Here is a 22,766-nt window from a genome sequence, read left to right as displayed (position 1 = left end):
CCTTTCTTTTTAAAGGGCTATATACTGATGAAGAGTTATTACTCTTCATCATAGTTATATAGTCCTGAACTTAAATATCTTTCACCTGTATCACAAAGGATAGTAACAATTGTTTTACCTTTATTTTCAGGTCTGTTTGCAATTACATCTGCTGCGTGAACATTTGCTCCTGCTGAAATACCAATTAATAAACCTTCAGTTTGAGCTAATTTTCTAGATGCTTCAATAGCAGTATCATTTCCAACTGTAAGAACTTCATCAAATACATCAGTATTTAATACACCTGGAACAAATCCTGCACCAATACCTTGGATTTTATGAGGTCCTGGTTTACCACCACTTAATACAGGAGATGCTTCTGGCTCAACTGCAATTACTTTAATATCAGGGTTGTGTTGTTTTAATACTTCACCAACACCTGTAATAGTTCCACCAGTACCAATAGCTGCAACTAAAATATCAATTTTTCCATCTGTATCTTTTAAGATTTCTTGTGCAGTTGTTTGTCTGTGAATCTCTGGATTTGCACCATTGTTAAACTGTTGTGGAATGAAAGAGTTTTCTGTTTGCTCTGCTAATTCACTTGCTTTTTCAATAGCACCTTTCATACCTTTTTCTGGCTCTGTTAATACTAAATCAGCACCTAAAGCTTTTAATAATCTTCTTCTTTCAATACTCATTGATGAAGGCATAGTAAGAACTAATTTAATTCCTAAAGCTGCACAAACAGAAGCTAAAGCAATACCTGTATTACCAGAAGTTGGCTCAATTACAGTTGTATCTTTGTTGATTAAACCTTGCTCTAAAGCAGTGTTAATCATGTTTGTACCAATTCTATCTTTAACAGAGTGAGATGGGTTCATAAACTCACACTTACCTAATACAGTAGCACCACTTGCGTTACTAGAACCTTGTAATTTTACTAATGGAGTGTTTCCAATTAATTGTGTTAAATTTTCAGCGTAATTCATAATTTATTTCCTTTATATACTATAATGTAAAAATTCATTGTATTTATCTTGATAATCATCTAGACCAGCTAGAGTCACATCAAATATTTTTTTCATGCTTTGCTTCGAATCATCAAAAAAGATATTCAAAATTGGATTCGAAGCTTTAGCATCAACAATCTTTAAATCATCCTCTAATGCTATTAAAATATCAACAACCTTGATATCTTCAGCATTATGAGCTAGGATATATCCACCCTTAGCACCTCTAATACTTTTTACAAGTTCGGCTCTTCTTAACTTACTTAGAAGTTGTTCTAAGTAGTTTTGAGGAATATTAGCATTTGAAGAGATCTCCTTGATTTGCATAGGAGTCTCTTTGTCATGCTTGCTTAGTTCGTACATGGCTGTAAGACCATATACACCTTTTGTGGATATTAACGGCATTTTATTTCTCTCTTAATTTAATGCTTGATTTAAATCTTCTATTAAATCAGCAGGATTTTCTAAACCAATTGATAATCTAACCGTAGTAGGGTTTACACCAGCTTTTTCTAACTCCTCAGGGCTTAACTGAGAGTGAGTTGTAGAAGCAGGTTGTACAATAAGTGATTTTGAATCACCAATATTTACAACAACACTAAATAGTTTAGTACTATCAATCACTTTTTTTGCTTCCTCGTAAGACTCGGCTTCAAAAGAGATAAGACCAGAAGCTTTTCCACCTTCAAAGTACTTTTGAGCTTTATCATAATATGGACTTGATTCTAATCCAGGGTAGTTAACAGACTTAACTTTTGGATGAGCTTCTAAGAATTTAGCAACCTCTAAAGAGTTTTTAGAGTGTTTTTCCATTCTAATTTCTAAAGTTTCAATAGTTTGTAATAGTAACCAAGATGTATTTGGAGATTGACAAGCCCCAATATCTCTTAATAGTGCTAACCTAATTCTTAAACAAAAGTTTGGCAATGGCACATCAGTATAAACTAAACCATGGTAACTTGCATCTGGCTCTACAAAGTGATAGTATCTTTTAGAGTTTTCTTTAAAGAAATCTGCTAAACCATCTCTTTCAATAATAGCACCACCAACAGCAGTACCTTGACCATTTATAAACTTAGATGTTGAGTGAACTACTACATCAACTCCCCATTTGATTGGATTAAATAAAGCTGGACTTGCTACTGTGTTATCACAAATAGTTAAAACTCCATTTCTTTTACCAATCTCTACGATTTTTTCCACATCTGCAATTGCAATTTGTGGGTTTGATAAAGATTCAAAGAAAATTGCTTTTGTCTTATCATCAATTTGCTCTTCTAAATTTGAAGCATCTGCACTTTTAAATACTTTTGCTGTAATTCCAAATCTTTTTATAGTGTGAGTTAAAAGTGTAACAGCTCCACCATATAATTTATCAGAGATAAGGATGTTGTCACCTGCTTCTGCTACGTTTGAAATAGCGTAGAAAATAGCAGCTTGACCACTAGATACACAAATAGCTCCAGCTCCACCTTCAAGTTGAGCAAGTCTTTGCTCTAATACATCAGTAGTTGGATTTGTTAATCTAGTATAGATTGAACCTAACTCTTTTAATGCAAATAAGTTTGCAGCGTGCTCAGCATCTCTAAATGCGTACGCAGTTGTTTGAGCAATCGGCACAGACATAGTACCCCAACCCTCTTTATTGTTGTAGCCTCCATGTACTGCAATCGTTTCTTTATGCATTTTGTATCCTTTATATTTTTTCTTCTTTCTTTTGTTTTATGTCGAAATTGTAATATATTTTAAAATTAATGTCAAGTGATTTAATCATAATTAACTTGATATTCTTTACTAAATTACTATTATTTAGGCTTTTTGAGCTAATTTTGGCTAAAAAACACTAATCTTGAACATATTACTAAAGTACCATAAGATGGTACTTACAATACTATTTTAACAAGTTAAAAGTAATCTTGAGTAAAAAAATAGACAAAAAGATAAAAATTTTTAAAAAAAGGTGTAAAAAAGTAAAGTTGATTACTTTAGTATAGAATAAAAACAGACTATTTTCACAAAAAAATGCTATAATTTATACTAAATTAAAGAGGTCAGATATGGAAAAACACTCGATTTTAAACGATATTGATTTAAATAGCAAAGAAGAAATCTTTAGTGATTTACTAAAGAATAAAAATGTAAGAATTGAACGAATTGTTTCTACTGGTCAAACAAGCCCAAAAGATTTTTGGTATGACCAAGATGAAAATGAGTTTGTTTTACTACTTGAGGGTGAAGCTATTTTAGAATTTAAAGAAGAAGATAAAGTAAAAGAAGTAAAATTAAATAAAAATGACTATATAGATATAAAAGCTCATGTGAAGCATAGAGTAAAATATACAGACACTAATAATCCAACTATTTGGTTAGCAGTATTTTACTAAACCTTGCTGTCATCATATATAAAGTATAATTCCAACAAGAAATAAAAAGAGGATAGATTTTGAAAATAGCGATTATTGGAGCAGGGGCTGCTGGTATTATGGCAGGTATTACTGCTAAGAGATTAAACAAAGACTTGTCAATAGATATATTTGATATAAACAAAGGCATAGGAAAGAAGATATTAGCATCAGGAAATGGAAGATGTAATATCTCAAACTCAAATATCACATATAATAACTATATTGGTGAAAATCCCTCTTTTGTAAAAGATGCTCTAAAACAGTTTACTTTTAATGATTTTGAAAAGTTTTGTAAAAGTATAGGACTTTTACTAGATATAAAAGAGACTTGCAAAGTATATCCTCTATCAAATGAAGCCAAGTCAGTAGTAAACTTACTAGAAAGTGCATGTGTTTCACTTGGTATAAACCTAAACTTAGGTGTAAAAGTAGAAGATATAGAAAAACAAAATGATAAGTTTGAACTAAAAACAGAAGAAAAAATCTATAAAGATTATGACAAAGTAGTAATCAGCTGTGGACTAGCAGCAGCTCCTCAGCTAAATGCAACGGAGTTAGGTATGGATTTTGCTTCAAAGTTTGGACACTCTTCAAATCTAACATATCCTTCACTGGTAGGACTTCATACAGACTATGAGCAAAAAAGTAGACTTCAAGGTGTAAAAAAAGAATCAGAAGTTACACTTTATATAGATGGAAACAAAGAAGCTTCAATAGTAGGAGATGTGTTATTTACAAAATACGGAGTATCAGGTTTTGCTATCTTAGATATATCTCAATATGCAGTATATCCTCTAAGTTTATACCAAGATGTACAAATAGCAGTAAATCTTTTCCCAACTATAAATAGAAATGAGCTTTTAGCTTCTATTGAGAGTTTACTAAAATCTCTACCAAATCAAAATACCTCACTACTTCTAACAGGACTAATTTCAAATAAATTAGCCCCAATAATCCTAGAAAAATGTAAAATCCCAACAGAAACCCTAGCAAAAGACATAAACGCAAAACAAATAAGAGCAATAGTAAACAACCTAATAAACTGGCGATTCAAAATCACAGATACCCAAGGCTTCAAACACGCAGAAGCCAGTGGAGGAGGGGTTCGAACTGATGAGGTAGACCCAAAAACATACGAAAGCAAAAAATGCAAAAACCTATACTTCGCAGGAGAAGTACTAGATATAGTAGGAAATAGGGGTGGATTTAATCTACATTTTGCGTGGGCTTCAGGTTATATGGTTGGGAAAGCTATTTAAATTGTTTATTTTAATCTTTATTTAGTATAATATTTAATTATTATTAAATTTGAAGGGATTTATCTTTGTGGTTAAGTATTTTTAGTAAACAATTTTTTCTTGGTGTTTCATCAATATTGGTTTCTTTTATTTTGGGATATTATTTTCCTAACTATGGGAATAATGTGGGTTTATTTTTATTAATTAGTTTTTTATCAACATTAGGTGTAGCCCTATTAGTTGCTTCTATATTTAGTTACTCTTTAGAATTACCAAGTTTTATAAATAAAGTAAGAGCAATTATTGAAAAAGTAGTTATAGGTAAAGATTTTTTAGCTGATATGACTAATGAAAATAAGAAAGAAGTTCTTTCAAATATAATCAAGCCTAATCAAAAACAGTTAGATAGTTATTCCAATATAGAAAGTTATTATAATTATTTTATCCATGATATTATGAGTGTTGCAGAAAAAAATGTTAGAAGTAATTATAGAATTTTTATAAATGTCTATGAAGATAAGAGAAAAAAAAGGATTTATTCTGATGGAGTATATAGTTATAGGTTATTTCCTAGTGAAAATGGTTATAATCCTATAATTTTAGGTTTTGTAATTGCAGATAAAGATTCTAAAATCAAATCAATAATTATCAATAGTCCAGATGGTAAAACTAAAGATGTCAATATTGATGAATTGGTTCCAAAAGAAGAAAATGGCATTACAGAATATGAAGTTGATATACAAGAATTTGGTAATGGTCATGGACATTTAGATATTGAATTAAGAATGATAGAATATGGACATGATCACTGGCTAAATGTGAATTTTAAAGCATTACAACCAACTGATGGGTTTCAATTAAATGTGTATTGTCATAATAAAGTTAGAATTCAAGAAAGTATTGTGTTTGAAGCTTCTGATATATTTAATAGTGTTATTTCAGAAGATAGGAGAGAATTAAATGTTTCATGTTATCAATGGGTTAATGAGGGAACAGGTTTATCTTGTATTGTTTCAAAAAAACAGTAATCTTATGAGTGAGCATTTTCAAAATAGCGTAAAGAAAAATCTATATAAATTCGTGAAGAAGTTTTGACTGTTTGAGGTGAGGCACGAGCCGAGTTTCAAAACTTTAGAATTTAGATATATTTTTTAGCTATTTTGGAACCTAGCTCACGCTTTTCTTTTGCTTCTTTTCTTTACTAAAAAGAAAAGAAAGAAGTATCAAAACAAATAAAAACTAAAAGCCCAAACTAAAATAAATTCTTCAAAATAAAGCAAAACTTCTAACAAAAACCCAAAAATAAAATAGCAATTCAAGCTATAAACACAACTTATATTCAAATATCCATTAAAAACAAAGCATTAACATAAATAAAGAAGTCAATAAATTTATATTTTAATTATTTTAAAAGTGCTAAATAACATCAAATATAACTAGCAAATAACGAGGTCTGTGATAATATTTTCAAATACACACTAATTTGTAAATTACAATTTATAGCAGTTTTGCGACACACCCTTGCGCCTATTCATGGTAAAATTATACTATAAAAACATAGGAGCCATAAATGAGTCTAAGAATTATTGATAAGGATGTATATCTTAATGATACGGTTATCAGCACAAGAGATTTTATAGATCAAAGTATAGTTGAAGTAGTAAATATTCAAAAAGAACACATAAGCGATTTTTATAGATTAAAAAACACAGATATCTGCGAAAATGTGGAAGTTTATTGTGATAATGACACTTACTCTTTAAATATGTTTAGAGAAGACAATAAGTCTTTTATCTCAAAATCTATTGAGATTTTAGATAAAGATGAAGTGATTTCAATTGAAGATTTTAATAAGCTTATTGCTGAGGAATTTTCAAAAATCAATGAAGTTGAAGTTTTTGCTGATGAAGACTCAATTGAAGATAGTTTAAATATAGTTCTATCAACACAATTAAGTGATAGTGAGTGTGTGGAAGAAGCAAATTCTAAAATAGACTCAGCTTATAAAGAGTTAATTACTAAGATTTTCAACTCTTAAATCAAACATTTAAAATTGTGGGCTTTGTCCACAGTTTTACTTCTAATTAACAAACTTCTTAATCTTACTAATCTTACAATCCCTAAAATTATATATTACAATAATAAATCACATAGCTAATTTTGGCTAAACTTCCCAAAAAGGATTTAAAATGGAATTAGGATTATTTACAGGCTTTCTTGGCTTTTTTCTTACAGCTGTATTATTAGTGATTATCTTTCTTTACTTATATGCAATTGTTACACCTTATGATGATTACAAGCTTATTTTTGAGGACAATAATCTAGCAGCTTCTTTAGGTTTTGGTGGAGCTATTATTGGAGTATCTATTCCATTATATAGTGCATTAGTACACTCTACATCTTATTTTGATTTTGCAATTTGGGGTTTTATTGCTATCTTGATTCAATTGATTTTTGCATTTATTGTAACAAGACTTAGTGGTAAGTATTCGTTTAAAACTAAGATATCTGATGGAGTAATTTCTGTTGGTATATTAATGGCATTTTTATCAATTTCTATTGGATTATTAAATGCTGGATCAATGAGTTATTAAAAAACTCATTGATTAAGTATTAAAACTATTCTACAATCCCACTCATACAAGTAACTTCTATACCTTCTTTTCTCCATGCTTTTGTAATTTCAAGTAAACCTATACTATCACTTGGCATATGAGGTGCTATGATGATATTTCCTATATTTTGTTCAATTACAGCTTTTTTTACATCTTCTGGTATGTGCATAGCTATAATAGTTCCAACTCCTGCTTCAAAATATGATTTATACACGTCAGCTCCACCATTTGTACCACCTGCCATAAGAACTTCTATTCTTCCAGCATAATCATCATTTGAACCAACTCTAATAACTGGCTGTGCAACTTTTCCTTGGTAGTATTCCCATGAATTAAGCTCTTCAATTATATCTTTTAGTTTTGTTTTTGGCTTATCATCAAAGGCTTTGTTAAGTCTTGATTGAACTATCTCTTCTGTTATAAAATCAGCAGGAATATGTATGTTTAAATAAGGCATTTTCATAAGTCGTGCAGCAGAACTTACTCTATCGTAGTTTAAAGCATGACTTCCTAAATCTATACTTGCTTGTCTTTTTTTAAGAACCTTTTGTGCTTTATTTATAGGAACACCTGCTTTTACCATTCTATCAATTTGTACATCCATTACTTTTGCAAAATCAACTAAGCATGAGTCAGCTTTAGGATGATGTGATACTACACAATCATAGCCCATTTGTTGTGCTAAAAGTAGCTCAGGAGTTTCCATATCAACACCAATAAGTACTTTTTTTATATCCTCACCTTCTACTATAATATTTGTATCATAAGGCATTTCGTCTAGTTTGGCAAGCTCTAAGGCTTTGTTCATTAAATCATTTGTATTCATTTTTCTCACCATCTTTATTTTTTTATGTCAAAACTATGTAAAAAATATACAGTTTATGTATAGGTAATAGTTTTTAAAACAGTATAATTCCATCAATAATAAGCAATGATAATATTAAAATCTATCTTTTAAAACAGTTAGGTTTTTGATTTTTGAAAATTCAAAAACACCTTTGTTTGTATGAAGTAAGTTTTCATTAGATAGTTTTAATGGTTTTACACTTTTATATAATTTATTTTCATAGGTAAAACTTACATAGTTTTTATCATCTATTGCTTTTTTTATAAAACTCAAAAATATATTCATAAGATCTTTCTTTATTTGCAACTAAGTTGCATTATTGTAAAGTATAAAGAAATTATAGGAAAACAAATGCCAAAAAAAGCTTTAAGCAAAAAACATATTGAAGAGATTAAGAATCTTCTTTTAGAAAATAAAGCTAAAATAGAATCTACACTGCAAAGTATTTCAAATGAACATGACTCATTAAGTAATATGGATTTAAATGACGAAGCAGATTTCGCAGCAGCAAGTAGAGACTACACAAACGATACTCATATTAAGAATCAGCAACTAAAAGAGCTAAGTTTAATCAACCACGCACTACTAAAAATAGAAAATGGAACATACACAGGGCTTTGTGAGATGTGTGATAGTGAGATTACTATCAAAAGACTTAGAGTAAAACCCCATGCAAAATATTGTATTGATTGTAGAAACTATATAGATAAAGAAAAAGTTTCAATTGCATAAATAAACCATTTTGAAAGACATTTTTTCCCTATCAACAAAAAGGAATTTATATTAAAATGTTTTCATGAAGTTAGCCATAGTTATATTTAGAAACAATCTTCGAGTAGAAGACAACCCAAGCTTATATTATGCCTCAAAGAGTAATGATAGAGTTCTAGGACTTTACAGTTTTGAGATTTTACAAGGCCACCTATTTGGATTTAAAAAGTGTGGAAAATTTAGGGAAGCCTTTGTAAAAAGTTCATTAGAGCAACTCTATAAAGACCTTAAAGCATATGGGATAAATCTGTGTTTTACAAATGATTTTTCAAATACACTAGCTAAACTGTCAGACAAATTTGATATAAGCGTATATTTTGATGAAGAAGTGGGATCTGAAGAAGAACACCTACAAAGAGTTTTTGCCAAATATAAACATAAAAGCTATTTTAATCAAACTATGATAGAGCCATTTGAGTTTGATTTTACAAAAAGTTTTAGTCATTTTAGAAATAAAGCTGAAAAGTTAGAAATTCCAAAACCCTTAGGATTACCAAATAAGGTAAAAACAGTAGAGTTTGAATCAGAACAGTTTAGTAAAGCTATGATTTCATACCCTAATGATGCCATATTTTTCGAAGCAGGTGAACATAGAGCTAAACAAAGATTAGAAGATTATATGAATAATATCCATAGCTATAAGGACACTAGAAATGCTATGAGTGGTTTTGATAACTCTACTAAGTTTTCACCTTATTTATCAGCAGGTAATATTTCAGCTAGAATGATTTATCACAGGTTAAAAGAAGAAGAAAGAAGAGGCTATCAAAGTCAATCTTCTTATTGGATTTATTTTGAGCTTTTATGGAGAGATTTTTTTCATTTAGTAATGTTATATTCCAAGAATAGGCTTTTTTTAAAATCAGGATTAAAAGGTAAAAATTTTAATTTTAGAAATGATAAAGAAAGCTTAGATAAGTTTTTTAGTGCAAATACAGGCATTGATATTATTGATGCAAGTATTATTGAGTTAAAAAGTAGCGGTTGGTTATCAAATAGAAATAGACAGTTAGTAGCTAGTTATTTTGTTAAGAATCTAGGCTTAGATTGGCGTGTTTGTGCTGCGTTTTTTGAAAGCTACCTAGTAGATTATAATCCAGCTTCTAACTATGGCAACTTCGCTTATCAAGCCCATGTGGGTAATGATAAGACATATAGAGTTTTTGACCCTATTAAGCAGTCACATACCTATGGTGGTGATAATTATATAAAAACTTGGTTAGATAGAAGAAGTAGTTCTTTTATCGATTATCATAAAATGTCCCAAGAAGTTAAAAAAGAAGTTTTTAATGAAGCTTAGTAGAGCTTTCTCCCAAGTAAACTTGGGAGAACTCTATTTCTTACAGTGTTCTGCGTAGTAAAATCCAAACTTATTTTTTGTACCAGTCTTATGTTTTTTTGATGAATATCCAGTTGCAACAGGATTACAATTATCAATCCATGAATAAATATCATAAATTTTTACTTCTTTAAAGCCCATTTTTCTAAAAGTTTGTGCTTCAAGTGAAGCTCTTTTTGCAGTATTGCAAACAACAATCAGATTTTTCTTTACAAAGTTATCATCCATATCATATACGAAAAGTTCTAAGGCTTTTTCAGGGGCTTGTCTTCCAACTCTAGCACTTCCTTTTATATGTGCTGATGACCATTCTTCTTTTGTTCTTACATCTACAACTAGCCAATCTTTTGCTTTTAGAGCTTTCTTTACATCTTCATCACTAGCATAGTTTCCAGCTTTTTTGTCTTCATTTATAAGCTTACTTGTTAACTGCTTGTAACTGATAAAATCTTGAGCAAAAATAGAACTTATACTTAAGAATGACATTAATAAAAGTGATTTTAGTTTCATTAGTTTTCCTTATATTTTTACATATCATATAGGAAAATACTTTAATCTTTCTTTAAGAATTATATAAAAAGATTATATTTAAATCATAAGCTTAGATTATAGTTTAACTTTTGCTTTGTTGCCATCTTATGATTTTTCTATCTTCTTGAATTATATGTTGGACAAGTGTTAAGTCAATTATAATTGCAAGCTCTTTTTCAAAGACTTCAGGTTTTAAATTAGGAAGCTCTTTTACAAAACTATTTAACTCACTAATTATTCCTTTATGAATTTTCTTATGATTTTGCAGTTCTGGATAGTTTACTTCTTGCATATATGTTTCTTCATCGCTAAAGTGAGTTTTCATATAATCATAAAGTTCAACTAATATAGATTTGATTTTTTTATTTCTATCCTTATCATCCACTGTTTTAAAGGCTTCTTTTGCAATATCAAAGAGTTGTTTATGCTCTTGATCTATTTTTGAGTTGTTTACACTATAAACATGCTTCCATCCAAAATTTTTTCTTAGTTCATCTAAAGGGGTTTGCCAAAGTTGGATTTTTTTATCTTCTAAAATAATATGTTTTACAAAATAATCATCTATAAATAAAAAAAGTCTCTTTTCAATTTGTGCTATTTCAAGAGTGTTAAAATCTTTTATGATTTTCTTTAACATATCAATCATTTGTACATGAAGTTTTTTGTGATCTTTTAGATGTGGATATTTAATTCTTTCCATAAGTTTTTGTTCATCATTAAAGTGTTGACCCACATATTCAAATAACTCAGTTATTATAGATTTTAACTCTTGTAGTTTTGTTTTTTCATCTTGTAGTTTATTTACATTAAATGCTTTTCTTGCAATATTAAAAAGTTGTTGATGTTCTTTATCTATTTGTAAATTGCCAATGTTATATTCACTTTTCCATATTAGTTCTTCTGCATCTATTTCAAAGTCCATAATGAAGCCTTTTTAAAGAAGTTATATTTATTATATACCTAAGATATTAAAATAATAATAAAGTATGATAGAAAAGTTGTATTAAATTTATAATTAAGTTGCAGATTTATCCTTATTCTTATGTTTATTCTATATAATTACAAAAATATTATAGTAAAAAGGTATTTTATGAGTGGTGAAATAACACAAGAACCAGTTACTGATAGTCAGAAAAAATTAATTCAAGATGAATTTAATACAAATGTTGCTTTTTATGTACACTTAAAAGCTTTTAATGACAATGTTAGAGCAGACCTAAAAAAAAGAATTAAAGAAGTTTTCTTTTTTACAAAAGGTATTCATTGGAAGTTTGATAGTTTTGGTATAGAAAAACCAGGTTCAAGAAGTTCTGATATTTTAGGATATTTTATTTTTAGAACTACAGATGTGGAAAAACTAAAGAAACTATTTTTAGATGAGTTCAAGGATTATGATAATGCTATTAAAATCTCTTGTTCAGTAGCAAAATACCAAAAAACAGAAGAACTGTTTTTTGATTTAGAAGTATAAAGTCTAAAAGACTTTATACTTACTTTCTTAAAAGCAAAATAGCTAAAATTGAAGAGATAGTTATACTTATTGCAATTGGCAAGAAAGTATGATTTGAAAAACTTAGAGAAATTGATGAAACAATCGCTCCTAATCCAAACTGTAAAACCCCAATAACACTTGAAGCAACCCCAGCATTTTTAGGAAAAAATTCAATAGCTAAAGCTAAACAATTACCAAAAACAAAAGCCATCACACCCATATAACAAGCTATTAAAACAACTGTAAACACAAGTGAAATAGACTCGTGATTCAGTAAAAATAAACCTCCTGAAACTATTTGTACAAGTAGGGCAAACTTAACTATTTGTTTTGTAGTAAAGCTTTTAAGTAAAGAGACATTTACTCTAATAAGTGCCATTAAAACTACAAAGTTTATTCCAAAAAACAAAGGAAAATAATCAGTTGAAATTCCATAATGCTCTATATAAATAAAAGAACTCTTTGAAATAAGTATAAAAAAACCTCCAAAAGACAGACCAAGAACTAACATATATTTTACAGCATCATAATTACTTAGTACAATTTTAAAAGAGTTAAATACATTTTGTTTTACATAAGTAAAACTCTCTTCTAAATCCTTATAAACTAAAAAAGCAACTACAAGTGAGTAAACAGTTAAAAATATAAACACAGCTTTCCAACTATAAAAGTGAATAATAAATGCACCAATAAAAGGAGCAACCATCGGTGCAAGGCTTCTTACCATTCCCATTAGTGAAAATACTTTAGCAGCTTCTTTCCCATGAAATCTATCTCTTACACTTGCTGCTGCGTTTACTACAACTATTCCTCCAAAAAAGGCTTCAAAGAATCTATATAACCATAGTTCATAAATATTTGTAGAAAAGATTATTAGAAAACTAAAGAAACTAAAGCCTAGAAGTCCGATTATTGAGCCTTTTCTTCTCCCATATCTATCCGAAATAGGTCCTCCAAAAATTTGACCTATCGCAAAACCTATAAGAAAAATAGATAAAGAAAGCTCAATTTTTTCAATACTTACACTAAAGTATTTTGCTATTTGTGGAATTGAGGGAAGGTAAGTATCCACTCCCATTGGAGCAACTGATGATAGAGCAGATAAAAGAATTATAAGATAAATATGATTTATTGATTTTCTCATTATTTGCACTCTACATTTGAAGCTACTTTTTCAAGTAGTGTTTTTAAAGTATTAAACTCTTCATTTGATAAATTTTGTATTATACTTTCTCTAAATTCTTTTACCTCTTTTTGACTTTTTTCTAAAATCTCTTCACCTTTAGGGCTTAGTTTTATTATATTTGTTCTTCTATCAGCTTTATTTCTTATAATAAGTTCTTTGTTTTCCAATGTTCTAAGGGCTCTACTTATAGTAGTTTTATCTTTTCCTAGAGTTTGTGAAATCTTAGTTTGGTTTACATCCTCTTCATATTTTATAATCTCTAATGTAGCCCTTTGTTCAGGAGCTATCTCATACTTTTGTAAAACTTGCGAGAACTTACTATTTATTTTATTTACTGTTTGATTTATTTTAAATCCGATTGATTCGTGTAGTTCATATTTCATAATATTCCTTAAATTGTATATGCAATAGTTGCATATGCAACCTTTGAAGCAAATAAAAAGAACTAGAACCCTTTAGGGTCTAGCTCGTTAAAATTTATGATTTTATCAAGTCTTATTTTTAAACCACTTTTTAAAAGAGCAAATTCTTCTTTGTTTAGTGTTTTAAAGTCAACTATTAAATCCTTAATACTCTCTTCTTTATTTTCATCATTTATAAAAACAATAGTATTTAATTTTCTTTTAACAGCGGCACTCTCAAGCTCATCGTAAAAGTGACACGCAACAGGTTTATAATCACTCATTATTCTATAATATCCAGTATATCAAGTGGTTTTTTAACTAGAAAATCAGCTCCACTTTCAAGTAATTCTTCTTTAGTTCTAAAGCCCCAAAGAACACCTATTCCTTTCATCTTTGCATTTTTTGCAGTTTGCATATCTACTTGTGTATCTCCCACAAAATATACTTCTTCGCAAGGAGTTTCAAAACTATTTGCAATCTGTATAGCTGCACTTGGATTTGGCTTTTTTTCAATATGAGCTTTTTGTCCATGAATTTCTTCAATATTAAATTGAGAGAATAAAGAGTTTGCATAAGCAATAGTAAATTCATGTGGTTTATTTGATAAAATACCTATCTTATAATCTCTTTTTTCAAGCTCTTCTAATAGCTCATAAATTCCATCATAAGGCTTAGTTTTAGCATGAAGTTTTTGGTCATATACAACTTTAAATCTATTTGTAACTTCTTCTTTTACTTTTTCGTTTGTATCATCAGCTAAAGCATTGTTTACAAGAAAATCAATACCACCACCTACAAAGTTTTTATAATCGTTTAATTCATGATGTGGTAGGTTTAATTCGATGAGAACTTGATTCATACAAATAGCAATATCTTCTAATGAATCTATCAATGTTCCATCTAAGTCAAAAATTATGGCTTTATTTTTCAAAATAGTCCTTTATATAATTATGGACTCAATACTATATTAAATATAATTAACTTTGTATAAATATTAAAAAAAAGTGATACAATATTATTTATGGAGAGCAAATAGACTAATGGTTGAAACACTTTAGGTACTTTTTCTAATAAATGGGGGTTTATTAAGAAAGAGTTTAATAGATATTGAATATGATTATCAATAATAAATATATTAAAAGGTGATAACACTATGAAAGCATCAGATTTATTTGTAAAAGCTTTAGAAAATGAGGATGTTGAGTATATTTTTGGAATACCAGGTGAAGAGAATTTAGATTTATTAGAGTCGTTAAGACAATCCAAAATTAAACTTATACTAACAAGACATGAACAAGCAGCAGGTTTTATGGCTGCAACATATGGAAGACTTACTGGAAAAGTTGGAGTTTGTTTATCCACTTTAGGCCCAGGAGCAACAAATTTTGCAACAAGTGCAGCTTATGCACAACTTGGTGGTATGCCAATACTTATGATTACAGGGCAAAAGCCTATTAAAAAATCAAAACAAGGTAGATTTCAAATCATAGATATTGTAAATATGATGAAACCTATGACTAAATATTCAAAACAAGTAGTAAATGGAAACAATATTCCATCTATGGTAAGAGAAGCTTTTAAAGTTGCAACAACTGAAAGACCAGGAGCTGCACTTATTGAGTTACCAGAAGATATAGCAGAAGAAGAGGTTGAACATAATATTTACCCAGTTAGGGATGTAAAGTATCCCCATGCAAATAAAGATGTAATTTTAGATGCAGTTAGGATGATTGAAAAAGCAAAAAGACCACTTCTTTTAATAGGTGCAGGAGCAAATAGAAACAGAATTGGAAATGCCCTTACAAACTTTGTAAATGAAACAGGAATACCTTTCTTCTCAACTCAAATGGGTAAGGGAGTAGTTGATGAAAATCATAAACTATGTTTAAGTACAGCAGCACTATCTCAAGATGATTTTATTCATTGTGCTATTGAAAGAGCTGATTTAATCATAAATGTAGGACATGATGTAATTGAGAAACCACCATTTTTTATGGATAATAGTGAAGATGCTACAAAAGTAATTCATGTAAACTTCTTCCCATCAGATGTAGATGATACATATTTCCCACAACTTGATATATTAGGGGATATTGCAAGTAGCGTTGATTCTTTAACAACAGCTATTTCTGTTCAAGACCATTGGGATTTTGATTATTATAAAAGAATGGTAAAAGAGATAAAAACTCATTTAAATAAATACTTTGAAGATAATAGATTTCCTGCACTTCCTCAAAGAGTTGTAAGAGTTATTAGAAAAGTTTTAGATTATGAAGATATAGTAACTTTAGATAATGGAGTTTATAAAATCTGGTTTGCAAGAAACTATAGATGTTCATACCCAAATACACTTTTACTTGATAATGCACTTGCAACTATGGGAGCGGGACTTCCATCAGCAATGGCTGCAAAGATGGTAAATCCAGATAAAAAAGTTGTAGCAGTTTGTGGAGATGGTGGATTTATGATGAACTCCCAAGAGTTAGAAACAGCAGTTAGACTAAAACTTGATTTAACTGTAATTATTCTAAATGATAATGCATATGGAATGATTAAGTGGAAACAAACAGGAATGGGCTTTGATACATACGGACTTGATTTAGATAATCCTGATTTTGTTCAGTATGCTAAATCATATGGTGCTACAGGACATAGGCCAAGTTCTTGTGAAGAGTTTGAGAAAACATTTGAAGAGTGTGTAAATGGTAAAGGTGTTCATTTAATAGATTTAGCAGTTGATTACTCTTTAAATCATGAAATTTTAAATGAACTATTAGCTAAAAAACAATGTTTAATATAAATAAAGGAGAAAGCATGAGTAAAATTGAAGTAACATCACCATTTGATGGAAGTAAGGTAGGAGAAGTTCCTTTTTCTACAACGCAAGAAGTTCAAGAGGCTATTGATTTAGCGCAGGCAACATTTTTGGACCATGAAAATGCCTTACCTAAGTTTAAAAGAATAGAGATTTTAGAAAAAGTTATGAAGATTATGAGTTCACAAGTAGATGAATTAACTAAGCTTTGTGCAAGTGAGGGTGGTAAACCTTGGGTGGATTCACAAGTAGAAGTAAATAGAGCTATAAATGGTGTGAAACTTGCTATTGAGCATTTAGGTGCCCATGAAGGTAAAGAAATAGCTATGGGTCATACAGCAAGTAGTGTAAATAGAATGGCATATACTTTCAAAGAACCAATTGGGGTAGTTGCTGCAATTTCTGCTTTTAATCATCCTTTTAACTTAGCTGTTCATCAAGTAATACCAGCACTTGCTGTTGGTTGTCCAGTTATTATAAAACCAGCTACACAAACTCCAATGTCAGCTATTAGATTAGTTGAGATATTAGAAGAAGCAGGTCTTCCAAAAGGTTGGGCTCAAGCAGTTGTTTGTGATAGAAATGCAGGGGAGTTATTAGCAACTTCTCCAAAGGTTAATTTCTTAACATTTATAGGTTCTGGAGATGTTGGTTGGTATTTAAACTCAAAAGTAGCAAAAGGTACAAGAGTAGCACTTGAACATGGTGGAGTTGCACCAGTGATTGTAGAAAAAGATGCTGATATTGAGGATTTAATTCCTTCTATTGGTAAAGGTGGCTTCTATCACGCAGGGCAAGTTTGTGTATCTGTACAAAGAGTATATGTACATGAAGATATAGTTGATGAGGTAGCAAATAAACTAAGTGAATATGCTTCTAAACTAGTAGTTGGAAATCAACTAGATGAAAAAACAGAAGTAGGGCCTTTAATTAATAATGCTGAAGTTGATAGAGTAGAGTCTTGGGTTGAGGAGGCTGTTCTAAAAGGTGGAAAAATTTTAACAGGTGGTTCAAGAATCTCAGATTCTTGTTATGAACCAACAGTTATTTTAAACCCTGCTGATGATGCTTTAGTATCTACAAAAGAGGTCTTTGGACCTGTTGTTTGTATTTATTCATATAGTGATATTGAAGAAGCTTTTGATAGAGCAAATGCTTTAGAAGTTTCTTTCCAAGCAGCTGTATTTACAAAAAATATTGATACAGCATTAAAAGCTGTAAAAAGATTAAATGGTACTGCTGTGATGGTAAATGACCATACTGCATTTAGAGTTGACTGGATGCCATTTGGAGGAGCAAAAGCTTCAGGACTTGGTCTTGGAGGTATTTCAAACTCAATGGAAGAGATGACTAATGAAAAATTAATGGTAATTAAATCTCCTGTATTATAAGATACGAAATATTTTAAACTAAGAGTTTAACTCTTAGTTTAATCATTTTATTTATAGGAACGTACATGACTTGGGATGATTTTTTTAAAGAAGAAGAAAAAAAAGAGTATTATCAAAACTTGATGAGCCAAGTTAATAAAGCTTATGAAACAACTACAGTTTTCCCAGCAAAAGATAAAATTTTTAATGCTTTTACTTTAACACCACTTGAAAATACAAAAGTTGTACTTTTAGGGCAAGATCCATATCATGGAGCAGGCCAAGCACAGGGTTTAGCCTTTTCAACGCCAGTTGAGATTAAAAATCCTCCATCAATGAGAAATATGTTAAAAGAGATACAAGAAGATTTAGGTAAGACTTCAACTTGTGAACATGGGGATTTAAATTCATGGGCAAAAGATGGTGTTTTATTAATCAATGCAATTTTAACAGTAGAAGAAGCAAAAGCTAAATCACATCATAAAATGGGATGGGAAATATTTACAGATAATCTAATCAAATTTATAAGTGCAAATTGTAAAGATATAGTGTTTATTTTATGGGGAAGTAGTGCTATAAAAAAAGAGAAGATTATAGATACTACTACACATCATATTTTAAAAGGTGTTCATCCAAGTCCACTGTCTGCATATAGAGGTTTTTTCGGATGTAAGCATTTTTCTAAAACAAATGAAATACTAAAAAACTTAGGAAAAAAAGAGATTAATTGGTAAAAAAGCTTTTTACTCTTTTTTTTACTTCAACAAGCTTTAGTTTTACAGCACTATATCTCATAACTTTCGCAGTATTTTTCCATTGATTTTTTTCATAGCAAGGATTCGAACATTTTCTACATTTTGGCTTCTCTTCATGAGGACATTGTTTTAGTCTATCAAAACAGTATTTTATATCCATATAGCATTGAGAACATAAAGAAAGTTCTAAATCAAAAATTTTGTCATTATACATCAAAACAAGATTTCTTTTTTCTTGCCTATCATGGTTATCTTGACAGTAAGTCTTAAAAAAACTATTTAGTGTGTCAATTTCAGTATTAAATTTTTCTATTTTCATAAAATGTCTCTTTAATTTAATTAGGGTAAAATTTGTCTTATTTAAAGAACCTAATATAATTATTATATAAAATTTAAAAATATTCATTGATAAATATCAATAAAAAGAGATAATATGCATAAAAATGAGTTTGAAGATTTTTATCTTTTTAACTTCTTAAAAGAAAAAGAGCTTGAACGCTTAAAAGAGATTTCGATAAAAAAGTTTTTTAATAAAGATGAAATACTTTTTTATAAAGGTGATAAACCAAGATATTTACATGTTCTTTTAAGTGGAATAGTAAAACTATACACCCATGATCATAAAGACAATGAGGTTATAATTCATAACTTAATGCCTCCCTCACTAATAGCAGAGATTGCTAACTATGAAGAGATAGGATTCCCTGCTAACTGTGCTTTTGAAACAAAGGCAGAGGTTTTATTAATAGATTATGAAAAATTTAAAGAAGAGTTTTTATTGAAGCCTGAAATTTCAATGTTTTTTATTAAATCCTTAACTAAAAAAATAAAAGCTTTAGAGAGTTTTATTTCTTATAATATAAGTTCAAATAGTATTGAGAAAATTGCTAAGTTTTTCCTGGATAATGAAGCTTTATTAAAAAATCTAAAGCAAGTCAAAATTGCTCAACTTCTAAATATAACTCCTGAAACATTTTCAAGAAAAATATCAAAACTTAAAAAAGATAGAATAATTCAAAATGAAAAGGGATATATCAAAATCTTAGACTATAAGAGTTTATCTGAGTTTATTTCTAAATAGAGCCTAATCTTCTTGTGGCTCTATTTGATCTTTTGTTCCTTTTCTAAGTTCATTTAGAAAAGAGTACATATTTCTTTTATGAATCTTATCAACTTGCATAAAAATAAATGCAACAACAACTACATTTAAATGAATCATTGCTTCTTGAAATTCAAATGAAAGTATCAAAATACCTGCAATTATGATAAAAACAGGTTGTGCTATTTTGATATTTGCTTCTGTTTTAGCTAGCTTATCTTTATATTCTCTTTCATTGTTTCTTATGAATTCATAATCTTCTCTTGTTACTTTTTTCTCATCTTTTAGTTTGTCTAAACCTTTTATAACATCAAGTTTCTTCTTATATTGCAGGTATTTATAAAATAAACCTAAAAGTAAGATAACAGATAAAAAGTTAGATACTAGTTCTAATGGAAATTGTGAGGGCATGTGCTTCCTTATCCTGTAAAATTATTGGATTATTATACAAAAAAAAGCTTATTAACATATATAAAGATAAAAAACAAATAATTTAAAATTACATTTATTAAATGTATGTTATAATTTTATAAGTTATTTAAAAAGGATTAACATGAAAAAATTATTAGTATTACTGATGTTAAGTACATCGTTTTTATTTGCTGCTTTAAATTTACAAACAGCAAGTAAGCAAGAATTAATGTCTATAAAAGGGATTGGTCCTAAAAAAGCTGACCAAATCATTAATTATAGAAAAACAAATAAGATTAAAAGTGTAGATGATCTTAAAAACATCAAAGGTTTTGGTCCAGGAATTATTTCTAATGTAAAAGGAAATAAAAAAGTTTCAAAAGTTAAGCAAAATCAAAAAGCTAAAATGCAAGAAAAAAGTAAAGCAAAAATGAATAATGCTAAAAAAACTGCTTCTTCTAAAAAAGAGTTCAAAAGTAAAAATGAAAAAATGAACAAGAACTTTAAACAAAAAACACAAAATAAAGCTAATCAAGCTAAAAAACAAGTAAACAAAAACTAATTTAGTGGGAAAACCCACTAAGTTAGCTTATGTTAAAATCTTTTAATTATAAAAATATTAAAAGGTTTGCTTTGAAAATATCTGCAAATAGTTTATGCCCTTGTGGCTCTTCAAAAAAATATAAAAAATGTTGTAAAATCTTTCACAATGGATCAAAACCAAAAACTGCTCTAGAACTTATGAAGTCAAGATATTGTGCATATGTTATAGGTGATGCTAAATATATAATTAAAACCACGCATCCCGAAAATATAGAGTATACAAAAGATACTCAAACATGGGCTTCTTCAATAAAAGAGTTTTCTCAAAATAGTGAGTTTTTAGGATTATCAATTTTAGATTTTAAAGAAGATATCAATGTATCTTTTGTAACTTTTAATGCCCTAATTAAACAAAATGCTCAAGATGCTTCTTTTATAGAAAAGAGTAGATTTGAAAAAATTGATGGTATGTGGTTATATCATAGTGGTCAAATAAGCTGATGAAACAGCTTTTGGAAAAACTATTTAAAGGCAAAGAGGGAAATATTTTTCTACTAGGTCTTTTTTTGATTTTTATTTTAGGTGTATTTATTATTGTTTTATACTTTATAAATCCACTTCTTGCAAGTAAAATTACAGGAATGGTTTTTTCAAATCTTTTAGTAGGTAGAGTTCCTTCCTTATCTTTTGGTTATGCAGCCGAGCTTAATCATTTTTGGGTAATTAGCACAAATATTTATACTGAATTTATAATGGTTACTATTTTATATCCTTTATTTATATTAAGTATAAAAGGGATTGTAAAAGTGCAAAGTCTGGAAAAGTTTTTTTCTCAAGTTGAAAGAAAAAAAGTTATACATAAAGAAAAGTTTGATAAGTATGGTAGATTTGGACTTTTTATTTTTGTGTTTATTCCTTTTTGGATGACAGGACCTATTGTTGGTTCAATGATTGGTTATTTAATAGGTATGAAACATTATACTATTATATTTACAGTTTTTATTGCAACTATAGTTTCTATTACACTATGGGGTATTTTTCTTCAAGAAATTATTCATTTACTTATAAGTTTTGATTCACAAATAGTGTGGCTATTGCTTTTTGTATGTGTTAGTGCACTTTTGATATTTAGGTTTAAAAAAGTGATTTTAGGTAAAATTCAAGAAATATTTAATAAAGGGAAAAAATGAAAATTCTATTAGCCCCAGCAGAAACAAAAAATCAAGGTGGAACACAAAAGCCTTATTGTAAAGGAAACTTCTTTTTAAAAGAGTTATTTGAAAAAAGAGATGAAATCTTTCAAAGTTATGAACAGTTACTTGAAGAGTCTTCTATTGAAGAATTATCTAAATGGTTTGGTTTAAAAAAACTTGAAGAGGTAGAGAGATATAAAGAGAGCTTAAAAGAAAAGCCTACTATGAAAGCAATCCAAAGATACAATGGTGTTGCTTTTGATGCTATAGAGTATGAAAGTTTGGATAAAAAAGCTCAAGAGTATATAGATGAAAATGTGGTTTTATTTTCAAATCTTTTTGGTCCTATAAAAGCAAATGATTTAATCCCTGATTACAAATATAAACAAGGTGCAAAACTTCCTAATTTGGCTGTTGAAAAGTTTTATTTGGAGAACTTTACAGATGCTTTAGATGATTATATAGGTGAAGAGGTACTTGATCTAAGAGCAGGGCATTATGAAAAGTTTTATAAAGTAAAAAAAGCAAATGTTTTAACTTTCAAATTTATAAAAGATGGAAAGGTTGTTAGTCACTGGGCGAAACATTATCGAGGTGTTTTATTAAAGCACTTAGCAGTTAATAATATAAATAATTTATCAGAATTTATGGAAAGTTCTATTGAAGGTTTAAAATTAGTAGAGATTCAAGAGAAGAAAAATATAAAACTTTTAATCATGGAAATTGAAGCTTAATGTTATTTGTTGTAAAAAATAATTAT

Annotated in this window: 29 protein-coding genes; 16 read left to right on the top strand and 13 right to left on the bottom strand. The window is 28.9% G+C overall.

Going from position 1 to position 22,766, the window contains the following annotated elements; all coding sequences use genetic code 11:
• Nucleotides 1-38: 38 nt before the first annotated feature.
• Genes cysK through NJU99_RS14785 form a run of 3 tightly spaced genes read right to left on the bottom strand, consistent with a single transcriptional unit; the run spans nt 39 to nt 2,678 of the window.
• Complete coding sequence (gene cysK / locus NJU99_RS14795) at nt 39-971, bottom strand: cysteine synthase A (RefSeq protein WP_254576670.1); 933 nt, start codon at nt 969-971, stop codon at nt 39-41.
• A gap of 12 nt (nt 972-983) precedes the next feature.
• The gene (locus tag NJU99_RS14790; protein WP_254576669.1) at nt 984-1,397 is read right to left on the bottom strand and encodes an RrF2 family transcriptional regulator; all 414 of its coding nucleotides are present in this window, start codon (nt 1,395-1,397) and stop codon (nt 984-986) included.
• A 12-nt stretch (nt 1,398-1,409) separates the two neighbouring features.
• Complete coding sequence (locus tag NJU99_RS14785; protein WP_254576668.1) at nt 1,410-2,678, bottom strand: O-acetylhomoserine aminocarboxypropyltransferase/cysteine synthase family protein; 1,269 nt, start codon at nt 2,676-2,678, stop codon at nt 1,410-1,412.
• 371 nt (nt 2,679-3,049) lie between these two features.
• On the opposite strand from NJU99_RS14785, the gene NJU99_RS14780 reads away from it, so the two are divergent.
• From NJU99_RS14780 to NJU99_RS14760, 5 genes are all read left to right on the top strand, one after another.
• Nucleotides 3,050-3,376 carry a cupin domain-containing protein gene (locus NJU99_RS14780; RefSeq protein WP_254576667.1) on the top strand — a complete coding sequence of 109 codons (327 nt, stop codon included), beginning with the start codon at nt 3,050-3,052 and terminating at the stop codon, nt 3,374-3,376.
• A 59-nt stretch (nt 3,377-3,435) separates the two neighbouring features.
• Entirely contained in the window at nt 3,436-4,656 is a 1,221-nt protein-coding gene (locus NJU99_RS14775) for a BaiN/RdsA family NAD(P)/FAD-dependent oxidoreductase (protein WP_254576666.1), read from the top strand.
• Between the two features lie 164 nt (nt 4,657-4,820).
• A complete protein-coding gene (locus tag NJU99_RS14770) occupies nt 4,821-5,663 on the top strand; it encodes a hypothetical protein (RefSeq protein WP_254576665.1) in 843 nt (280 codons plus the stop codon).
• A gap of 542 nt (nt 5,664-6,205) precedes the next feature.
• The gene (locus NJU99_RS14765) at nt 6,206-6,673 is read left to right on the top strand and encodes a hypothetical protein (RefSeq protein ID WP_254576664.1); all 468 of its coding nucleotides are present in this window, start codon (nt 6,206-6,208) and stop codon (nt 6,671-6,673) included.
• A 151-nt stretch (nt 6,674-6,824) separates the two neighbouring features.
• On the top strand, nt 6,825-7,229 hold the full coding sequence (locus tag NJU99_RS14760) for a DUF350 domain-containing protein (protein ID WP_254576663.1): 405 nt from the start codon (nt 6,825-6,827) through the stop codon (nt 7,227-7,229).
• A gap of 25 nt (nt 7,230-7,254) precedes the next feature.
• Here NJU99_RS14760 and NJU99_RS14755 read toward each other — a convergent pair whose 3' ends face one another.
• Both NJU99_RS14755 and NJU99_RS14750 read right to left on the bottom strand, forming a co-directional pair.
• Nucleotides 7,255-8,076 (bottom strand): hypothetical protein, encoded by an 822-nt coding sequence (locus NJU99_RS14755; RefSeq protein WP_254576662.1) that lies wholly within the window; start codon nt 8,074-8,076, stop codon nt 7,255-7,257.
• Between the two features lie 114 nt (nt 8,077-8,190).
• Entirely contained in the window at nt 8,191-8,382 is a 192-nt protein-coding gene (locus NJU99_RS14750) for a hypothetical protein (RefSeq protein ID WP_254576661.1), read from the bottom strand.
• A gap of 66 nt (nt 8,383-8,448) precedes the next feature.
• On the opposite strand from NJU99_RS14750, the gene dksA reads away from it, so the two are divergent.
• Together dksA and NJU99_RS14740 are read left to right on the top strand one after the other, a co-directional pair.
• Nucleotides 8,449-8,829 carry an RNA polymerase-binding protein DksA gene (gene dksA, locus NJU99_RS14745; protein ID WP_254576660.1) on the top strand — a complete coding sequence of 127 codons (381 nt, stop codon included), beginning with the start codon at nt 8,449-8,451 and terminating at the stop codon, nt 8,827-8,829.
• 64 nt (nt 8,830-8,893) lie between these two features.
• Complete coding sequence (locus NJU99_RS14740; RefSeq protein ID WP_254576659.1) at nt 8,894-10,168, top strand: DASH family cryptochrome; 1,275 nt, start codon at nt 8,894-8,896, stop codon at nt 10,166-10,168.
• Nucleotides 10,169-10,201: 33 nt separating this feature from the next.
• On the opposite strand, the gene NJU99_RS14735 is transcribed toward NJU99_RS14740, so the two are convergent.
• Nucleotides 10,202-10,717 (bottom strand): rhodanese-like domain-containing protein, encoded by a 516-nt coding sequence (locus tag NJU99_RS14735; protein WP_254576658.1) that lies wholly within the window; start codon nt 10,715-10,717, stop codon nt 10,202-10,204.
• 103 nt (nt 10,718-10,820) lie between these two features.
• Nucleotides 10,821-11,660 (bottom strand): bacteriohemerythrin, encoded by an 840-nt coding sequence (locus NJU99_RS14730; RefSeq protein ID WP_254576657.1) that lies wholly within the window; start codon nt 11,658-11,660, stop codon nt 10,821-10,823.
• Nucleotides 11,661-11,828: 168 nt separating this feature from the next.
• Here NJU99_RS14730 and NJU99_RS14725 point away from each other — a divergent pair, with 168 nt between their 5' ends.
• Nucleotides 11,829-12,209, top strand: a complete 381-nt coding sequence (locus NJU99_RS14725; RefSeq protein ID WP_254576656.1) for a hypothetical protein — start codon at nt 11,829-11,831, stop codon at nt 12,207-12,209.
• Between the two features lie 19 nt (nt 12,210-12,228).
• On the opposite strand, the gene NJU99_RS14720 is transcribed toward NJU99_RS14725, so the two are convergent.
• The 4 genes from NJU99_RS14720 to NJU99_RS14705 all read right to left on the bottom strand — a co-directional run bounded on the left by NJU99_RS14720 (nt 12,229) and on the right by NJU99_RS14705 (nt 14,751).
• Nucleotides 12,229-13,374, bottom strand: a complete 1,146-nt coding sequence (locus NJU99_RS14720; protein WP_254576655.1) for a multidrug effflux MFS transporter — start codon at nt 13,372-13,374, stop codon at nt 12,229-12,231.
• Complete coding sequence (locus NJU99_RS14715; RefSeq protein ID WP_254576654.1) at nt 13,374-13,799, bottom strand: MarR family winged helix-turn-helix transcriptional regulator; 426 nt, start codon at nt 13,797-13,799, stop codon at nt 13,374-13,376. The genes NJU99_RS14720 and NJU99_RS14715 overlap by 1 nt, the downstream gene beginning before the upstream one ends.
• Nucleotides 13,800-13,861: 62 nt before the next feature.
• On the bottom strand, nt 13,862-14,101 hold the full coding sequence (locus tag NJU99_RS14710; protein ID WP_254576653.1) for a hypothetical protein: 240 nt from the start codon (nt 14,099-14,101) through the stop codon (nt 13,862-13,864).
• On the bottom strand, nt 14,101-14,751 hold the full coding sequence (locus tag NJU99_RS14705) for an HAD family hydrolase (protein ID WP_254576652.1): 651 nt from the start codon (nt 14,749-14,751) through the stop codon (nt 14,101-14,103). Before NJU99_RS14705 ends, NJU99_RS14710 begins: the two co-directional genes overlap by 1 nt.
• 222 nt (nt 14,752-14,973) lie before the next feature.
• Between NJU99_RS14705 and NJU99_RS14700 the strand changes: the two genes are divergently transcribed.
• From NJU99_RS14700 to ung, 3 genes are all read left to right on the top strand, one after another.
• Entirely contained in the window at nt 14,974-16,620 is a 1,647-nt protein-coding gene (locus NJU99_RS14700) for an acetolactate synthase large subunit (RefSeq protein WP_254576651.1), read from the top strand.
• 14 nt (nt 16,621-16,634) lie between these two features.
• Complete coding sequence (locus tag NJU99_RS14695) at nt 16,635-18,026, top strand: aldehyde dehydrogenase family protein (protein WP_254576650.1); 1,392 nt, start codon at nt 16,635-16,637, stop codon at nt 18,024-18,026.
• A gap of 65 nt (nt 18,027-18,091) precedes the next feature.
• The gene (ung, locus tag NJU99_RS14690) at nt 18,092-18,739 is read left to right on the top strand and encodes a uracil-DNA glycosylase (RefSeq protein WP_254576649.1); all 648 of its coding nucleotides are present in this window, start codon (nt 18,092-18,094) and stop codon (nt 18,737-18,739) included.
• Here the strand turns inward: ung and NJU99_RS14685 are convergent.
• Nucleotides 18,729-19,079: a nitrous oxide-stimulated promoter family protein gene (locus NJU99_RS14685; RefSeq protein WP_254576648.1), complete on the bottom strand. Its 351-nt coding sequence runs from the start codon at nt 19,077-19,079 to the stop codon at nt 18,729-18,731. The two genes, ung and NJU99_RS14685, sit on opposite strands and share 11 nt — an antisense overlap.
• Nucleotides 19,080-19,193: 114 nt before the next feature.
• On the opposite strand from NJU99_RS14685, the gene NJU99_RS14680 reads away from it, so the two are divergent.
• Nucleotides 19,194-19,841 (top strand): Crp/Fnr family transcriptional regulator, encoded by a 648-nt coding sequence (locus NJU99_RS14680; RefSeq protein ID WP_254576647.1) that lies wholly within the window; start codon nt 19,194-19,196, stop codon nt 19,839-19,841.
• Nucleotides 19,842-19,844: 3 nt separating this feature from the next.
• Here the strand turns inward: NJU99_RS14680 and NJU99_RS14675 are convergent, their stop codons facing one another.
• Entirely contained in the window at nt 19,845-20,270 is a 426-nt protein-coding gene (locus tag NJU99_RS14675) for a hypothetical protein (protein WP_254576646.1), read from the bottom strand.
• A 142-nt stretch (nt 20,271-20,412) separates the two neighbouring features.
• Between NJU99_RS14675 and NJU99_RS14670 the strand changes: the two genes are divergently transcribed.
• The 4 genes from NJU99_RS14670 to NJU99_RS14655 all read left to right on the top strand — a co-directional run bounded on the left by NJU99_RS14670 (nt 20,413) and on the right by NJU99_RS14655 (nt 22,740).
• Nucleotides 20,413-20,832: a ComEA family DNA-binding protein gene (locus NJU99_RS14670; protein ID WP_346731811.1), complete on the top strand. Its 420-nt coding sequence runs from the start codon at nt 20,413-20,415 to the stop codon at nt 20,830-20,832.
• A gap of 71 nt (nt 20,833-20,903) precedes the next feature.
• Nucleotides 20,904-21,314, top strand: a complete 411-nt coding sequence (locus NJU99_RS14665; RefSeq protein WP_254576645.1) for a YchJ family protein — start codon at nt 20,904-20,906, stop codon at nt 21,312-21,314.
• A 65-nt stretch (nt 21,315-21,379) separates the two neighbouring features.
• On the top strand, nt 21,380-22,003 hold the full coding sequence (locus NJU99_RS14660; RefSeq protein ID WP_254576644.1) for a small multi-drug export protein: 624 nt from the start codon (nt 21,380-21,382) through the stop codon (nt 22,001-22,003).
• Nucleotides 22,000-22,740, top strand: a complete 741-nt coding sequence (locus NJU99_RS14655; protein ID WP_254576643.1) for a YaaA family protein — start codon at nt 22,000-22,002, stop codon at nt 22,738-22,740. Before NJU99_RS14660 ends, NJU99_RS14655 begins: the two co-directional genes overlap by 4 nt.
• The last annotated feature ends 26 nt before the right edge of the window (nt 22,741-22,766 follow it).

Source organism: Arcobacter roscoffensis (assembly GCF_024267655.1).
Lineage (GTDB): Bacteria > Campylobacterota > Campylobacteria > Campylobacterales > Arcobacteraceae > Arcobacter_B > Arcobacter_B roscoffensis.
This window is presented reverse-complemented; position numbering and strand designations above follow the sequence as displayed.